Source organism: Brevibacillus sp. B_LB10_24 (assembly GCF_046036945.1).
Taxonomy (GTDB): Bacteria; Bacillota; Bacilli; order Brevibacillales; family Brevibacillaceae; genus Brevibacillus_C.
The window spans coordinates 1-14,979 of record NZ_JBJQOQ010000056.1; the positions used below are offsets into that span (position 1 = coordinate 1).

General features: G+C 54.0%; 12 protein-coding genes. 10 read left to right on the top strand and 2 right to left on the bottom strand.

The window, feature by feature from the left end:
• Positions 1–274 precede the first annotated feature (274 nt).
• The gene (locus ACI7RC_RS26930) at positions 275–2,569 is read left to right on the top strand and encodes an alkaline phosphatase family protein (protein ID WP_408111247.1); all 2,295 of its coding nucleotides are present in this window, start codon (positions 275–277) and stop codon (positions 2,567–2,569) included.
• Positions 2,570–2,579: 10 nt separating this feature from the next.
• On the opposite strand, the gene ACI7RC_RS26935 is transcribed toward ACI7RC_RS26930, so the two are convergent.
• On the bottom strand, positions 2,580–4,526 hold the full coding sequence (locus ACI7RC_RS26935) for an ABC-F family ATP-binding cassette domain-containing protein (protein WP_408111248.1): 1,947 nt from the start codon (positions 4,524–4,526) through the stop codon (positions 2,580–2,582).
• Positions 4,527–4,607: 81 nt separating this feature from the next.
• Between ACI7RC_RS26935 and ACI7RC_RS26940 the strand changes: the two genes are divergently transcribed.
• The 6 genes from ACI7RC_RS26940 to ACI7RC_RS26965 all read left to right on the top strand — a co-directional run bounded on the left by ACI7RC_RS26940 (position 4,608) and on the right by ACI7RC_RS26965 (position 8,589).
• Positions 4,608–5,195 carry a 5-formyltetrahydrofolate cyclo-ligase gene (locus ACI7RC_RS26940; protein WP_408111249.1) on the top strand — a complete coding sequence of 196 codons (588 nt, stop codon included), beginning with the start codon at positions 4,608–4,610 and terminating at the stop codon, positions 5,193–5,195.
• A gap of 193 nt (positions 5,196–5,388) precedes the next feature.
• Positions 5,389–5,904, top strand: coding sequence for a MogA/MoaB family molybdenum cofactor biosynthesis protein (locus ACI7RC_RS26945; RefSeq protein ID WP_408111250.1), 516 nt, complete (start codon positions 5,389–5,391; stop codon positions 5,902–5,904).
• The gene (locus ACI7RC_RS26950) at positions 5,898–6,899 is read left to right on the top strand and encodes a molybdopterin-binding protein (RefSeq protein ID WP_408111251.1); all 1,002 of its coding nucleotides are present in this window, start codon (positions 5,898–5,900) and stop codon (positions 6,897–6,899) included. The genes ACI7RC_RS26945 and ACI7RC_RS26950 overlap by 7 nt, the downstream gene beginning before the upstream one ends.
• 26 nt (positions 6,900–6,925) lie before the next feature.
• Positions 6,926–7,234, top strand: a complete 309-nt coding sequence (locus ACI7RC_RS26955; RefSeq protein WP_408111252.1) for a twin-arginine translocase TatA/TatE family subunit — start codon at positions 6,926–6,928, stop codon at positions 7,232–7,234.
• A 47-nt stretch (positions 7,235–7,281) separates the two neighbouring features.
• Positions 7,282–8,064, top strand: a complete 783-nt coding sequence (tatC, locus tag ACI7RC_RS26960) for a twin-arginine translocase subunit TatC (RefSeq protein ID WP_408111253.1) — start codon at positions 7,282–7,284, stop codon at positions 8,062–8,064.
• 84 nt (positions 8,065–8,148) lie between these two features.
• The gene (locus tag ACI7RC_RS26965; protein WP_408111254.1) at positions 8,149–8,589 is read left to right on the top strand and encodes a hypothetical protein; all 441 of its coding nucleotides are present in this window, start codon (positions 8,149–8,151) and stop codon (positions 8,587–8,589) included.
• Between the two features lie 64 nt (positions 8,590–8,653).
• Here the strand turns inward: ACI7RC_RS26965 and ACI7RC_RS26970 are convergent, their stop codons facing one another.
• Positions 8,654–9,781, bottom strand: coding sequence for a CAP domain-containing protein (locus ACI7RC_RS26970; RefSeq protein ID WP_408111255.1), 1,128 nt, complete (start codon positions 9,779–9,781; stop codon positions 8,654–8,656).
• A gap of 316 nt (positions 9,782–10,097) precedes the next feature.
• On the opposite strand from ACI7RC_RS26970, the gene groES reads away from it, so the two are divergent.
• The 3 genes from groES (at position 10,098) to ACI7RC_RS26985 (ending at position 14,656) form a co-directional block, all read left to right on the top strand.
• A complete protein-coding gene (gene groES, locus ACI7RC_RS26975; protein ID WP_019123972.1) occupies positions 10,098–10,382 on the top strand; it encodes a co-chaperone GroES in 285 nt (94 codons plus the stop codon).
• Positions 10,383–10,439: 57 nt separating this feature from the next.
• Positions 10,440–12,062, top strand: a complete 1,623-nt coding sequence (gene groL / locus ACI7RC_RS26980) for a chaperonin GroEL (RefSeq protein ID WP_408111256.1) — start codon at positions 10,440–10,442, stop codon at positions 12,060–12,062.
• Positions 12,063–12,256: 194 nt separating this feature from the next.
• Positions 12,257–14,656: a penicillin acylase family protein gene (locus tag ACI7RC_RS26985; RefSeq protein ID WP_408111257.1), complete on the top strand. Its 2,400-nt coding sequence runs from the start codon at positions 12,257–12,259 to the stop codon at positions 14,654–14,656.
• Positions 14,657–14,979 lie beyond the last annotated feature (323 nt).

Sequence of the window (14,979 nt, forward strand, 5' to 3'; positions counted from 1 at the left end):
AAGCCTGTAGCTCCTGTTCCTTGCGGAACTTTGTCTACAGGCTGAATCGCCTGAAACGGGCGATTTTTTTTTGTTCCACAGCTGTGAACAATTTTCCGGGCAATTCCCGGGAAATTGGCTGTTGATCATGTTGATAACTCGGTGGATACTTGCCGAAACCCCATTCGCTCTGTGGATTATCTTGTGGAAATGGTGGATAAGTCTGTTGAAATCTTGGATACACTAATCGGATACCAACAGCTTGCACGGAGCTTTTTCCACAGGGAGGGTCGTGATGCACAAGTATCTCGCATTCTTTTTGACGCTGTCTCTGCTGTTCAACCTGTACTGTACAAAAACGGTTTACGCGCAGCCCCCGACCGGCAAGCGGCAGGTCGCCGTGATTTCCGTAGAAGGGCTGTCCTTTGCCGATCTATCGCAGCTGCGCGGATATCCACAAGTGGGTAAATGGATGAAGGGGGCCGATTGGGGGGCTCTTTCGATTCGCTTTGGCGGCCCGCGCACGGAAGCGAATGCTTACCTGCAGATGGGAAGCGGAGGGCAGGCTCTCTACAACATGCGCAGCGGTACCGCCTACGGTGCGAACGAAGAGATAGAGCCTGGCGTACTTGCCGCCGACAGGATGCATCAAGTGACCGGGAAAGACCGGCGGAGGGCGCCGGCAGGGGCCATTTTCTTTCCGGGCATCTACCGCTTGAAGCAGGATAACGAAAACAAGCCGTTCACCTCCCGCATCGGTCTGCTCGGGTCGAGGCTGCAGCAGGCTGGGGTGGAGGTGGCCCTGTACGGCAACGGAGATTACGGTGTGACCAGAGCCCGCCACGCTGCTCTTCTCGCCATGAACGAACAGGGGGAAATCCCCCGCGGAGACGTGACAGGCTGTTTGCTGTCCGCTCCGGAATATCCCTACGGAGTGCGAACAGATTACGACTGCCTGTTCGACCGTCTGACGGCTGGAGGCAAGCCTGGACTTACTGTCATTCAACTGGCAGATCTGGCCAGGCTGTACCGCTTTCGCGAGATGATGGACCCGAGTCATTTTCAGGTACTGTATCAGAGCATCATGTCGGATCTTGACGCTTTCCTGGGAAAAGTGATCGCCGGCCGCAAATCAGGGCAGTTGATCATGCTGCTCTCGCCGGCCCCGAACGAATTGGCCCGAAAAGAAAAATCACTGTTGACCCCGATCGCGATATGGAAGGGGTCTGCAGCGAGCGGGCTGCTCACGTCGGCGACGACGCGTCAGCAGGGGGTCGTCAGCGGCCTGGACGTCCTGCCGACGATTTTATCGTGGTTTTCGCTACCCGCGCCTTCCGGATTGACGGGACATGTCATGACGAAGGCTGCAGAGGATGGGGAAAGCGCGTTTGTCAAAAGCAAATCCGCCCTGCTTCCGGAGGCGGAAGGGGGACTCGGCCGGCTCGTGACGGAAGTGAAGAGAATCGATCACATTTACCGTACTCGATCAACGGTGATGTATACGTACGTCATGCTGCAAATCATTGTCCTTCTGTACGCCGCGGTGCTGTGGGTGTGGAATAAACGGATCAAAAAGGGCGAGGTTTCGTTTCTGCGGTATACAGCCAGGCTGGGCTTGCTGGCGATGCTGCTTTTCCCTGTCCTGTTCCTTCTGGAACCGCTGCTCCCGCTGTCGATCCCGCCTGCGGCCACGATCAGCACGGCGATGCTGCTTGCACTCGCAGCGGCGCAGCTTGGCTCGCACTGGCCCTATCCGCGTCTGTTTGCCGCCGTGGCGGCCTGTACCGTGCTCGCGATCCTGATGGACGGCTTCCTCGGTGCGCAAGCGATGCGGCGCTCCTATATGGGCTATGATCCCGTCATCGGAGCGAGGTTTTACGGACTCGGCAACGAATACGAGGGAGTGTTGATCGGAGCCGGGGTACTGCTGTTCGCTGCCCTGTACGAATCGAGGCGGACCTCCATCAAAAGAGGCGAGCCGTGCCTGCGGTCAGGCCGTTTTTGGCTGGCGGCTGCGGGTTTTGCCCTGATCCTGTTCTACATGGCTGCCCCGACGCTGGGCACGAATGCAGGGGGTTTTCTTGCCGGCTGCATCGGATTTGGCGTGGCTATTGCCCGCCTGGAGGGCTGGAAGGCGAGTAAAAAAATCCTGCTGCTGGCGGCAGGAGGCTTGCTTCTCGGGTTAGTCATTTTGGTTGCCGGCAATCTGCTGTGGCAGGGGCCCCCTACCCATGTCGGCAGGGCCGTGCATGAGCTGGTTGCGGGCAATTGGGAAGAGATCGGGCGGATTGTGCAGCGGAAGCTGGAGATGAACTGGCGGCTCATTCGCATCTCCGCGTGGAGCAAGATGTTTGCCGTCTCCCTTTTCGTGATCGGTCTTTTGAGCCTGCGCCCCAATCGCTATCTGCGGCAGCTCTCGGTCCGCCATCCCTGCATGGTGAAAGGGTTTGGCGGCATCATCGCGGGATCGTTGGCCGGCCTGCTCCTCAATGATTCCGGCATTATCACCGCCGCTACCGCCATTCTCTTTTTCGTCGTCCCGGCCCTCTATGCCGCGATCGGCGATGAAGCGGAGCATAGGACGGTATAATGAAGCGCGGTTAGACGTCCGACAAATCGCTCCACTCTTCGAGCAGCTGATCGATTTCGGCGCGAGCCTGGCTGATGCATTCATTCCGCTCTTTTACCAGCAGGTGATCGGAGTAGATATCCGGTTGGCAAAGCTCTTCCTCCCAACGGGCGATCTCTGCTTCCCGAGCGGCGATCGTCTGCTCGATTTCTTCGATCCGGCGCAGACGCTGCCGTTCGCGCCGTTTTGCTTCCTTTTCCTGCTCGTAGCTCAGCTTTTCTCTGGGGGCGGTTTGAACTGGGCTTACTTTTTCCCCGGGGGCAGCAGGCTTTTCCTTACTTCTCTCCAGGGCCAGCTCGGCCAGTTCCTGCTTCTTCTCCACGTAGTAGTCGTAGTCGCCGAGGTAACTGGTTACGCCATTCGGTGACAACTCCAGCACGCGGGTGGCGATCCGGTTGAGGAAGTAGCGGTCGTGAGAGACGAACAGGATGGTACCGGGATAGTCAAACAAGGCATTTTCCAGGACTTCCTTGCTCAAGATGTCAAGGTGGTTGGTCGGCTCGTCAAAGAGGATGAAATTAGCCTCCTGAAGCATCAGCTTCGCCAGGGAGACCCGCGCTCTCTCGCCGCCAGACAGATCGCCAATCTTTTTCAAAACGTCGTCGCCGCTGAACAGAAAGTTGCCCAGCAGCGTACGGACGTCTTTTTCCAGCATGTTCGGATAGTCGTCCCAGATTTCGGCCAGCACCGTTTTCCCCTCGTGCAAGTTGTGCTGTTCCTGATCGTAATAACCGATTGTCACGTTGCTGCCCAGCTGTATCTGTCCCCGCAGCGCGGGAAGCTGGCCGATGATCGTTTTGAGCAGCGTCGATTTGCCGATGCCGTTGGGACCGACGATGGCCACCCGCTCTTCCCGTTCGATCGTAAAGGTGAGGTTGCCGGCCAGTACGTGATTGCCGTAGCCGATCGACAGGTTGGTGATTTTCCCCACATCGTGACCGCTCATTTTGGCAATCTCAAATGAAAAATGGGCGGCTTTCGTTCCTGTCACAGGTTTTTCCAAAAGATCCATTTTCTCCAATGCCTTACGCCGGCTTTGCGCCCGTTTGGTCGTGGTGGCACGTGCGATGTTTCGCTGGATGAAATCCTCCATCCGGGATATTTCCTCTTGCTGCCTTTCGTACATGCGCAGCTCTTGTTCGATTCGGCTCGCTTTTATCTCAAGAAACTTGCTGTAATTGCCGACGTAGCGAGTGGCGCGGTTCCGTTCGATCTCGTAGATGACCGTGACCAGCTTGTCGAGGAAGTAGCGGTCGTGAGAGACGACGAGGATCGCGCCTTTGTAGTTTTGCAGATAGCTCTCCAGCCAAGTCATCGTCTCGATGTCCAAATAGTTGGTCGGCTCGTCGAGCAGAAGCAGGTCAGGAGCCTGCAGCAGCAGCTTGGCCAGGGCCAGACGGGTTTTTTGCCCGCCGCTAAGCGTCTGTATGGGAGTCGTCACTTCCATGTCGGCAAAGCGAAGACCGTGCAGGACGCCGCGGATACTCGCTTCATAGCTGTAACCGCCCCGGTCGCGGAAGGCGACAGAGCGCCTGTCGTACTCCTCCAGCACCTGCTTGTAGCGCCGTTCATCCGCCAAAATCTCCTCGCTGCCCATCTCCAGTTCCAAGCGGCGCAGCACGCGTTCTTCTTCCTGGAAATGCTGGAAGACGCTCATCATCTCGTCCCAGATCGTCTGCTCCGACTCCAAGCCGCTGTCTTGAGCCAGATAGCCCAGCGTCACGTCCTTGGGCTTGCGGATCACACCGCCGTCAAAGCTGAGCTGCCCGGCGAGTATTTTCATCAAAGTGGACTTCCCGGCCCCGTTCACACCGACCAGTCCGACTCGTTCTCCGGATTGTATTTGCAATGATATATCTTGTAGAATGGTTTCAACACCGTAAGCTTTGTTTATTTGTTCGGCTTGCAGTAAAATCATAGTTTCACCTCTAGATGGATGTCCCATATAGTGTAGCGTAAGCCAAAGCCTAAGGACAAGGGGAAGCAGGGGGGAGGATACGTGCAGAGCGGGGAACAAAAACAGATACTGCGCAAGCGCGTGCTGGAGGCGAGAGCGTCGCTTTCGGCGGAGGAGCGCGAACAGAGGGCGCAGCAAATGACGTGCCATTTGCTGGCGTACCAGCCGCTCGCCGAATGCAGGTCGCTGCTCGGGTTTTATCCGTTTCGCGATGAGATTGACATACGGCCGTTCTTGGCAGAGGCCCGGAAGCGGGGACAAGAGGTTTATCTGCCTTTGACGATCCCGGCCAACAGGCGGCTCATCCCCTATCTGTTCACTGGGGAATCGACGCTGCGCACAGGGGTTTACGGCATTGCTGAGCCGGATCCTTCCAGATCTTCACCCGCGGATCCCGACGCGATTGAGGCAGTGATCGTGCCCGGAGTGGTGTTTGACCGCAAAGGAGGCCGAATCGGCTACGGAGGGGGTTACTACGACCGGTTCCTGGCAGGGCTGGATCGCCGGCCGCTTTTGATCGGCGTCGGTTTTATGCTGCAAGTGACCGGGGAAGTGCCGCGGGAGGCGCACGATCAGCCGCTTGACTGCCTCGTGACCGAAGAAGGGGTTTTCGACTTTGCGTGCAACTGAAACATTTCTGCCATAAAAACCATTATTAGTGTACAATCGAAGTAGGATAAGATGTAGTATAATGTAGGCCGTCAGAACGACTGGCGGAAAGTTTGCGACAACGGAAAAACAGAAGCTTGGCTGTTGCCCTTTGGATAAATTGGGCATGCTTGTATACAAGTCCACTTCTGTCAGTGAAGCGGAGGAAATACGGATGTCAAATTGGAAAATCGGCGTGATTACAGCAAGTGATTCCATTTCCAAAGGAGAGCGGGAAGACGACCGGATTGGCGTGCTGCGGCAGTTGTCACAGGAGTTTTTGCAGGCGGACGTCGCTGTCTACCGGACAGTCTCAGACGATATGGAAGAGCTGAAAGAGCAGATGATTGAGCTCGTCGACCGCGAAAAATGCGATCTGCTGATCGTAACCGGCGGCACCAGCTTGAGTCCTCGGGATGTGACCCCGGAGGTGACATCCTGGGTGATCGACCGTCCTGTTCCGGGATTCGCCGAGGAAATGCGCCGGGCCGGACTGCAGCAGTCCCGCCGTGCGATGCTGACCCGGGCAGTCGCCGGAACGCGGGGAAACAGCCTCATTCTGAACCTCCCCGGAAATCCGAAAGGGGTAGATATCTGTCTGAGAGCGATCGCCGACATGATCCCGGACGCCCTTCACATTCTGCAGGGGCGTGAACAGACCAGGGAAGAGTGGGGGGGGTACGGTTGGTAACGAAACCAAATTTTATCGAGGTTCCCGTTCGCCAGGCGGTTGGCATGGTTTTGCCCCATGATGTCACGCAAATTATTCCCGGGCAATTTAAGGGGCGTTTGCTAAAAAAGGGGCATGTTATTACTGAGGCGGATATCGAACCGCTGCTGTCGATCGGCAAGGAACACATCTACATCCTGGACATGCCGCCGGGATACCTGCACGAGAACGAAGCTGCGGAGCGAATCGCTTCGGCAGTGATTGGCGGCGGCTTGACGATGTCCGAGCCCGCCGAAGGGAAGATAACCTTAAAAGCGACGGCAAAGGGACTGGCCAAGATAAACGAGGCAGCTGTTCACGCCATTAATGAGCTGGAAGCGATTGCTTTCTCGACGATTGTTACCAACCGGGTAGTAGATGCAGGGAAGGCAGTCGCAGCGACACGCATCATTCCTTTGATCATCGAAGAGGAGCGGATCCGCGAGCTGGAGCAGGTGGCTGCCAGCTTTTCCGGCCCGATCGTTCAAGTGATTCCGTTTGCGCCAAAGCGGGTAGGGCTGGTGACGACCGGCAGCGAAGTCTACTCCGGGCGGATTGCCGACAAGTTCGGCCCCGCTGTTCGGGCCAAGGTGGAAGCGCTTGGCTCTGTCGTGACGGAGCAGCGATTTGCCTCTGACGATAAGGCGATGATTGAGCAGGAGATTCGCTACTTTTTAGAACAAGGCGTAGATTTGGTTCTCGTCACCGGCGGCATGTCCGTCGACCCGGACGACCGGACGCCTGGTGCGATCGCCGGCGTGGGGGCGCGGGTCGTCCGTTACGGGACGCCGATGCTGCCCGGTTCGATGCTGATGATCGCCTACGCGGGCAAGACCCCGATCCTCGGATTGCCGGGGGCTGTCATGCACGAGCCGTTTACCTCCTTTGACGTTTTCCTTCCGCGTTTGTTGCTTGGCGAGGAAATCACCGAACAAGACGTAACTAGCCTTGGCTACGGTGGTTTGCTTCATACCTAAAATCTTTATGAAATGGAGTGAGTATCTTGCCAACGAATATCGGGATTGGTGGATTTGTATTACTTTTGATCTTAGCGCTGATCTTGTTTGGTCCGAAAAAGCTGCCTGAGCTGGGGCGTGCTGTCGGCAATACCTTGAAAGAGTTTAAGAACGCAACCCGCGGCTTGACCGGCGAAGAGGAGGACCAGCGGACGCAGAACAACGTACAGAAGGCGGTTGCGACCGACACCGCGGTCGACCGCGAGCAGATTGAAAAAGAGATTCGCGAGCGGATTGAACGGGAGCGCCTGGAGGCAAAAATCCGCGAACAGATCGAGCAAGAACAAAAGGCGTAAGGCCCTGACATGTTTCTTTTGATGTGTCTGGATTGGTAGGTGCCGGGATGGGAAAGAACCACGTTGCGGATATGACAGTTGTTGACCATTTGACGGAGCTGCGAAAACGGATCATCTGGGTGCTCATCGTCCTGGTGGTCTCGCTGATACTGGGGCTCGCCTGTGCCGGTCCGGTGATGGAATACGTCAAGAAGACCTCGTCGGCCGTCGCGATTCCTACAGTAGCGCTGGCTCCGACTGATATCATTCGCGTCTATATGCAGTTTGCCTTTATGATCGCTCTGATCGTGACCTTGCCGGCAGCCTTGTACCACGTCTGGAAGTTTGTCAGTCCGGGGCTGCGGGATGTAGAGCAGCGGGCTGCCGTCTATTTTATTCCCGCTGCTTTCCTCCTGTTTGTCGGAGGGGTCCTATTCGGCTATTTCGTGATCTTTCCGATGCTGATCGGGTTTATGACGAAGCTGACGATCAACACCGGAAATGAAGTGATGTTCGGGATTGCCCAGTACTTCAGTTTCATGTTTAACTTTTTGATTCCGTTCGGACTGCTGTTTGAACTGCCGATTATCGTCATGTTTCTGACCCGGCTGCGGATTCTCAATCCGCTACGCTTGGCCAAGATCAGGCGTGTCGCGTATTTTGTCCTGGCGGTAATCGGTTTTTCGATTACTCCCCCTGATTTGGTCAGCCATATTTTGGTGACGATTCCGCTGATCATTTTATATGAGATCAGCGTATTCCTGAGCCGGGTGGTCTACCGCAAGCAGTTGAAAGAGGACGAAGAGTGGGAGCTTCAATACGGCAGCGCTGAAGAAGTGAATGTGGATTGACATGCAGCATCTCTTGCTCCAAGCAAGAGATGTTTTCCTTTTTTCGGGCATACTACGGCGTGTAGACGGAAGGGGGAAAATAGGATGTGGAAATCCATCTGTCTTGCCTTGATGCTGTTTTCCGCTCAGTCGATTCAGGCGGATGACGTGGAGTTGTATGACACGGACAAGGAGCGGGTCATCCAAACCTTCGCCAATTCGGAGAAGTTTCAAGAACAGGCGGCTGATATCTTGAAGCGTGTTACCGGAAGGGTACAGGAGCTGGCCCCTTCACTGACAAAAGTGGAGATCTTAAAAATCCCTTTAGCCCCGCCCCGGGAGCTGACAATTCAGCCTGGCGGTGTCCAGGCAAAAGTGGTGGAAATGTTCGTCGTGATGCCCAAGCAGGGGGACCGGGCACCTTGGCTTATCCTGCATACCAAAGAACACAGCACGATTCTCGCCGAATTTTCCGGAAGTGTGCAGAACCTGCGGGACATGTTAAAGGCGTCTCCCCGTGCCGATCATCTGCAAAAACAGCAGTAACCGACAGTGCGCTCCAGCCTGGACTTCTCAGGATGGAGCGTCTTTTACGTTTGCGGGTCCGGGTCTACTGAGGAGCTCTCGGGGTAATAAAATCCTCCGTATAGAAATCGTCATAGACGCCGGCGCCCAGTTGGCTGAACTCTTTGGATAGGATGTTTTTTCGGTGACCGGGGCTGTTCATCCAGCCTTCGTGAGCTTCAATGGCGTCTGGATAACCGGCTGCGATATTTTCGCCGGCCGCTTGGTAAGCGATATGGGAAAACTTCAAGCGTTCAAACGGATCCAGACCGGTCGATGCAGAGATATGGTCGAAGAAGTGCGCATCCGACATATCGTGGCTGTGGCTTTGCGCTACGGAAGCCACCTGCTCGTTCCAGGCCAGGGGCGGAAGCTGGTTGCGGCGGCGGCTGACATTTACCAGGTCAAATATTTGCCGGGCGTGAGCCGTATCGATCTGCTGCCGCTGCAGGAGTGTCAGGACTGGGGCGTCAAAGTTGGGACCATCCCCGCTGTACGTCCATTTCATTTCATAGTAACCGCCCCGCAGCAGGATCAGTTTGTCAACCAGCCGGATCGCGGATACATCGCTCTGGCTGTGTTTGTCGAGATAAAAAATGATGGGCGTCCCTCCAACCAGAACAAGCGGGCGCTCTTTTACCTGATTGGTCAGTTCAACGTTGACTTCTTTGTACGTAAAGGAAACGGTATTCTTCAGCTCGTGCTTTTGCGCGAGGGTCTGGTAGTCAGTGCCGACGCCAATGTCGTCAACTGCCGCAGCAGGAGCGTTTGAATACAGATCGACTACCTTGCCGTCTGCAATCCCTACCTGCAGGTAACGGTCAAGATCCTGATTGTAGACGAGCCACACATACCCGAACGGGCTTGGGTCGCGCCGCTGCGGCTGCCCCCATTTGGACAGCACTTGCTGCTCTGTGTCCCCAAGCGCAATGTCGAACAGGCTGACAGCCGTACGCTCGATGGCTGCGGCTGTAACCGTGGGGAGCCTGCCGGAGACGGTCGCCGGGAGCGCAGCAGGGGGATTGCCGTTTACTTCAATGACGACAGGTGTGTTTGTCTGTGGGCTTTTGCCAATCGCTTGCTGCAGATCGGCGCTGTTTGTTCTGAACTCCCACGCGGTCATCAGCGCCAAGACAGAAATGCTGCCCAATGCGATAAACCAGCGTTTGTACAAAGGGAACCCCCTCCTTTTGCGTATGGTAGCCTTCTGATTCTATTTATATGTTTTTGGGCGGTTAATAGTACCGAGTCTATTCTATAAATTTTTGAAATAGTTGGGAGTTTGCCAGACGGATGTGGCAAGTATAAGGGAGATCCGTTTGGAGATAGTAAATAAAGTGTGCTTGTTCGGAAGAAATTGCAAAATAGTGGTTGAAAAGTACTTGCAAAGGACAATGCGATTCATTATTATAGAAATTGGGTGTTAGCACTCGATCAAGAGGAGTGCTAACAACTAAACGAATCTCATCGATTTGAGGAGGGTGTTTTTTGTGTTGAAGCCATTAGGTGACCGTGTGGTACTCGAACCAATCTCGAAAGAAGAAACAACTGCTAGCGGTATCGTATTGCCAGACACCGCTAAGGAAAAACCACAAGAAGGCCGCGTTATTGCTGTCGGATCCGGTCGCGTTGCTGACAACGGCGAACGTATCGCTTTGGAAGTAAAAGAAGGCGACAAAGTCATCTTCTCCAAGTACGCAGGCACAGAAGTAAAGGTGGACAACAAGGAATTGCTCGTGCTGCGCGAATCGGATATTCTCGCAGTCATCGACTAATTCCCGCCACTTACACATAGCGATCGAAAATAACACATAACGCAGGAGGTTGTTAACATGGCAAAACAAATCAAGTTTTCCGAAGACGCTCGCCGCTCCATGCTGCGCGGTGTAGAAGCATTGGCTAACGCTGTTAAAGTAACGCTTGGACCAAAAGGCCGCAACGTCGTTCTGGAGAAAAAATTCGGCTCTCCGCTGATCACCAATGACGGTGTGACTATCGCGAAAGAAATCGAATTGGAAGACGCTTATGAAAATATGGGCGCACAGCTTGTGAAGGAAGTAGCGACTAAAACCAACGATGTAGCTGGTGACGGTACGACTACTGCGACTGTTCTGGCCCATGCGATGATTCGCGAAGGACTGAAAAACGTAACGGCAGGCGCCAATCCAATGGTGATCCGCCGCGGTATGGAAAAAGCAGTTCGCGCTGCTGTAGAAGAGATCAAATCGATTGCCAAGCCGGTTGAAAGCAAATCTGCAATTGCACAAGTTGCAGCCATCTCCGCTGACGATCCGGAAGTTGGAAACCTGATCGCTGAAGCGATGGATAAAGTTGGAAAAGACGGTGTTATCACCGTTGAAGAATCCAAAGGCTTCGCTACTGAGCTGGAAGTAGTCGAAGGGATGCAGTTCGACCGCGGCTATGCTTCTCCGTACATGATCACCGATACGGACAAAATGGAAGCCGTTTTGAACAACCCTTACATTTTGATCACCGATAAGAAAATCTCCAACATCCAGGAAGTACTGCCGGTTCTGGAGCAAGTGGTACAAAGCGGCAAGCCGCTCTTGATCATCGCCGAAGACGTAGAAGGCGAAGCGCTGGCTACTCTGGTCGTCAACAAACTGCGCGGTACCTTCACGGCAGTAGCTGTTAAAGCTCCTGGATTTGGCGATCGCCGCAAAGCAATGCTCGGTGATATCGCAATCCTGACTGGCGGCGAAGTGATTACCGAAGAATTGGGTCTCGACCTGAAATCCACCAAACTGGAACAACTCGGCCGCGCTGGCAAAGTCGTTGTTACCAAAGAACATACGACGATTGTTGAAGGTGCAGGCGATAAAGCTGCGATCGACGGTCGCGTAAACGAAATCCGCAAGCAAATCGAAGACACTACTTCTGACTTCGACCGTGAAAAATTGCAAGAGCGCCTGGCTAAATTAGCTGGCGGTGTAGCAGTGATCAAGGTTGGAGCAGCTACCGAAACAGAACTGAAAGAAAAGAAACTCCGCATCGAGGACGCGCTCAACTCCACTCGCGCTGCTGTGGAAGAAGGTATCGTTCCTGGCGGTGGTACGACGCTCATCAACGCCATTAAGGCTGTTGAAGCTGTCAAGGCTGATGGCGAAGAAGCAGTGGGCGTACAGATCGTCAAACGCGCTCTCGAAGAGCCGGTTCGTCAAATCGCTGAAAATGCAGGCCTGGAAGGTTCCATTATCGTCGAGCGCCTGAAGAATGAACCGGTCGGCATTGGTTACAACGCCGCTACAGAAGAGTGGGTCAACATGCTTGAAGCAGGTATTGTCGATGCTGCGAAAGTTACCCGTTCTGCGCTCTCCAACGCAGCGTCTGTCGCTTCTATGTTCTTGACGACTGAAGCAGTCGTAGCAGATAAGCCTGAAGAAAATAAAGCTCCTGCCGGCATGCCGGACATGGGCGGAATGGGCATGATGTAATCGGGAACGACATCCCGATACAACAGGGAGACAGGTGACAAACCTGTCTCTTTTTTTTATTGCAGTCGGAACGGTCTCGGACAAAAGAACCAGCACATGAATAGTCGAAAAATTAAAAATAGTAATATTTTACCAAGGTGATTTCGGTCCGATTCGAGAAAGCTCTATTATCACCGAAAGGAGATGGATTTTGTATGAAGCGATTCATTCTTTCCATTTTGGCAGGCATACTTCTCTTAACCACACCTGGACTGGCTTCGGCCGATAACGGTACGGCAGCTTTGACCGAGTATCGCGTCCCCGGTTTGAAGAATGCGGCGGAGATCATCGTCGATCACTGGGGTGTACCTCACATCTACGCTTCCAGCCAGGAGGACGCCTTTTTTGTTCAGGGCTTTAATGCTGCAAGAGACCGCTTGTGGCAAATCGATCTTTGGCGAAGGAGAGGGTTAGGCCAGTTGTCAGAGGTGTTGGGTCCCGCATACGTCGAACAGGATCGGGCAGCCCGATTGTTCCTGTATCGCGGGGACATGAAGAAGGAATGGGCTGCGTACGGCTCCGATACCCAAAAAATCGTCACCGCTTTTGTCAACGGTATCAACGCCTATGTAGACAAGGCCCTGGCAGACCCGGAACTGATCCCGGAGGAATTTCGGATTCTGGGCTACAAACCGGCCAAATGGTCACCGGAAGATATCGTCCGCATCCGCAGTCATGGTCTGACGAGAAACTTGAAAAGCGAAGTGGCCAGGGCACAGATTGTCAGTCAATTTGGCGGTGATGTCGAGAGTATCCGCCAGCGGCTAGAGCCGGAATGGAAAATGGAAATTCCCGAGGGAGTCGATTACGCCGATATCCCTAAAGATGTACTGAAGGTTTACGATCTGGCCACCCAGGGAGTCGAGTTCGATCAAGCGACGAAAACATTAACCCAGACCAGCCTGGCAGAGGAGCTGTACGAACAGGCCAATATCGGCAGCAACAACTGGGTCGTGAGCGGAGCGCGTACGGAAACCGGACGTCCGATATTGGCCAATGACCCGCACCGGACGCTGTCGCTCCCTTCGCTGCGCTATATTGCCCATTTATCGGCACCTGGCATGGATGTCATCGGGGCAGGTGAACCTATTTTGCCCGGCATATCGATTGGCCATAATGGAAAAATTGCCTTTGGATTAACCATCTTTGCCATTGACCAGGAGGATTTGTACGTTTATGAAACCAACCCGAAAAATCCCTCGGAATACCGGTATAAGGGAAAATGGGTACCGATGAAGGAAGTGAAAGAGTCCGTCCCTGTACTTGACGGGCAGGCACAGGAAGTGAAGCTGGAATACACCACTCATGGACCGGTCATCTACAAAGACACGGAGAAAAATAAAGCCTACGCCGTTCGGGCGGCATGGCTGGAGCCCGGGATGGCCCCGTACCTTGGAAGCTCCTCTTACATGACTGCGGCCAACTGGAAGGAGTTCTCCAAGGCGATGAACCAGTGGGGCTCTCCTTCGGAAAATCAGGTGTATGCCGACACTCAAGGGAATATAGGCTGGAAACCCGGCGGACTGACGCCGGTGCGGAAGAATTGGGACGGTCTGTTGCCGGTGCCGGGAGACGGGCGCTATGAATGGAACGGCTTCCTCAATCAAGAAAAGCTGCCATCCGAGTTTAATCCGGCCCGAGGGTACATTGGAACGGCCAACCAGATGAACCTGCCAAAAGATTACCGTTTCGAACAATACAAGCTTGGCTTTGAGTGGGCCACTCCGTTCCGGTTTAACCGGATTGACGAGGTGCTTGGCAAAAACGGCAAAATGAGTGTGCAGGATGCATTGCGTCTGCAGACGGATTACCAATCCGAACCGGCAAAAAGGATCCAGCCGCTGCTTGCCAATCTGCAGCCCAATAATGAAAAGCAGAAGCAGGCCTTGCAGCTTTTGAAAAACTGGGACGTCCAGCTATCGCCAGACTCAGCTGCAGCCGCCTTGTTTGAAGTCTGGTACCAGCAACACGTAAGACCTGCAATGGTTGCGAAGCTGGTTCCGGCTGAAGCAAAACAGTTGATAGGGGCGGGCGACCCTGTCGTTATTCTCAACTTGGTAGAAAAACCTGATCAGCGTCTTGGCGACCACCCTGCACAAGTGCGGGATGAACTGCTGCTGACAACGCTGGATGAAGCCATCAAGAATATGGAGAACCTGCTCGGAACTGACATGACGAAGTGGAAATGGGGCGACCTGCACCACGCTGAATTAAAACATCCGCTTGCCGCGCTCGTAGATGAACAGACAGCAAGCAAGATGAACATCGCACAGCTTCCGCGTGGGGGCAGCGCTGATACCGTAGGAAACACATCCTATTCCTCGGGAGATTTTCGACAGATAAGCGGCGCGTCGTTTAGAATGGTGATCGATGTAGGCAACTGGGATGAGTCAGTGGCTGTAAACAGCCCCGGCCAATCCGGCGACTATCGGGATCCCCACTATCAGGACCTGTTCCCGCTTTGGGCCGGCGACAAGGCATTCCCTCTCCTGTACAGCCGTGAAAAGATTGAGCAGGCTGCGGAAAAGAAGTTTGTCCTCACGCCAGGCAATTGAGAATTCTCATGCTGCCCCCGGTGCCTGCCGGGGGCTTTCTTATGTGAATGGGACAGCTATCATGTTTAAGCTCGTCATTATGCCAGGGGAGAATTTTTCCTGTTTCTCCTGTAAAAGGTTCTTGCATCCCGTTCAATGCTTTGTTATGATAACGGATGTCGCTCTAAAAAAGGATCAGTTGATTCTATGACTCTTTCAAAAAAAGTTAAGATTTACTATTGATTTTAACGAGACTATATGATAGAGTAGTAAGAGTCGCCGCTGATAAACGGCAACGACGAAAATGCTCTTTGAAAACTGAACAGCGAAGCGTTTTAGTGAGT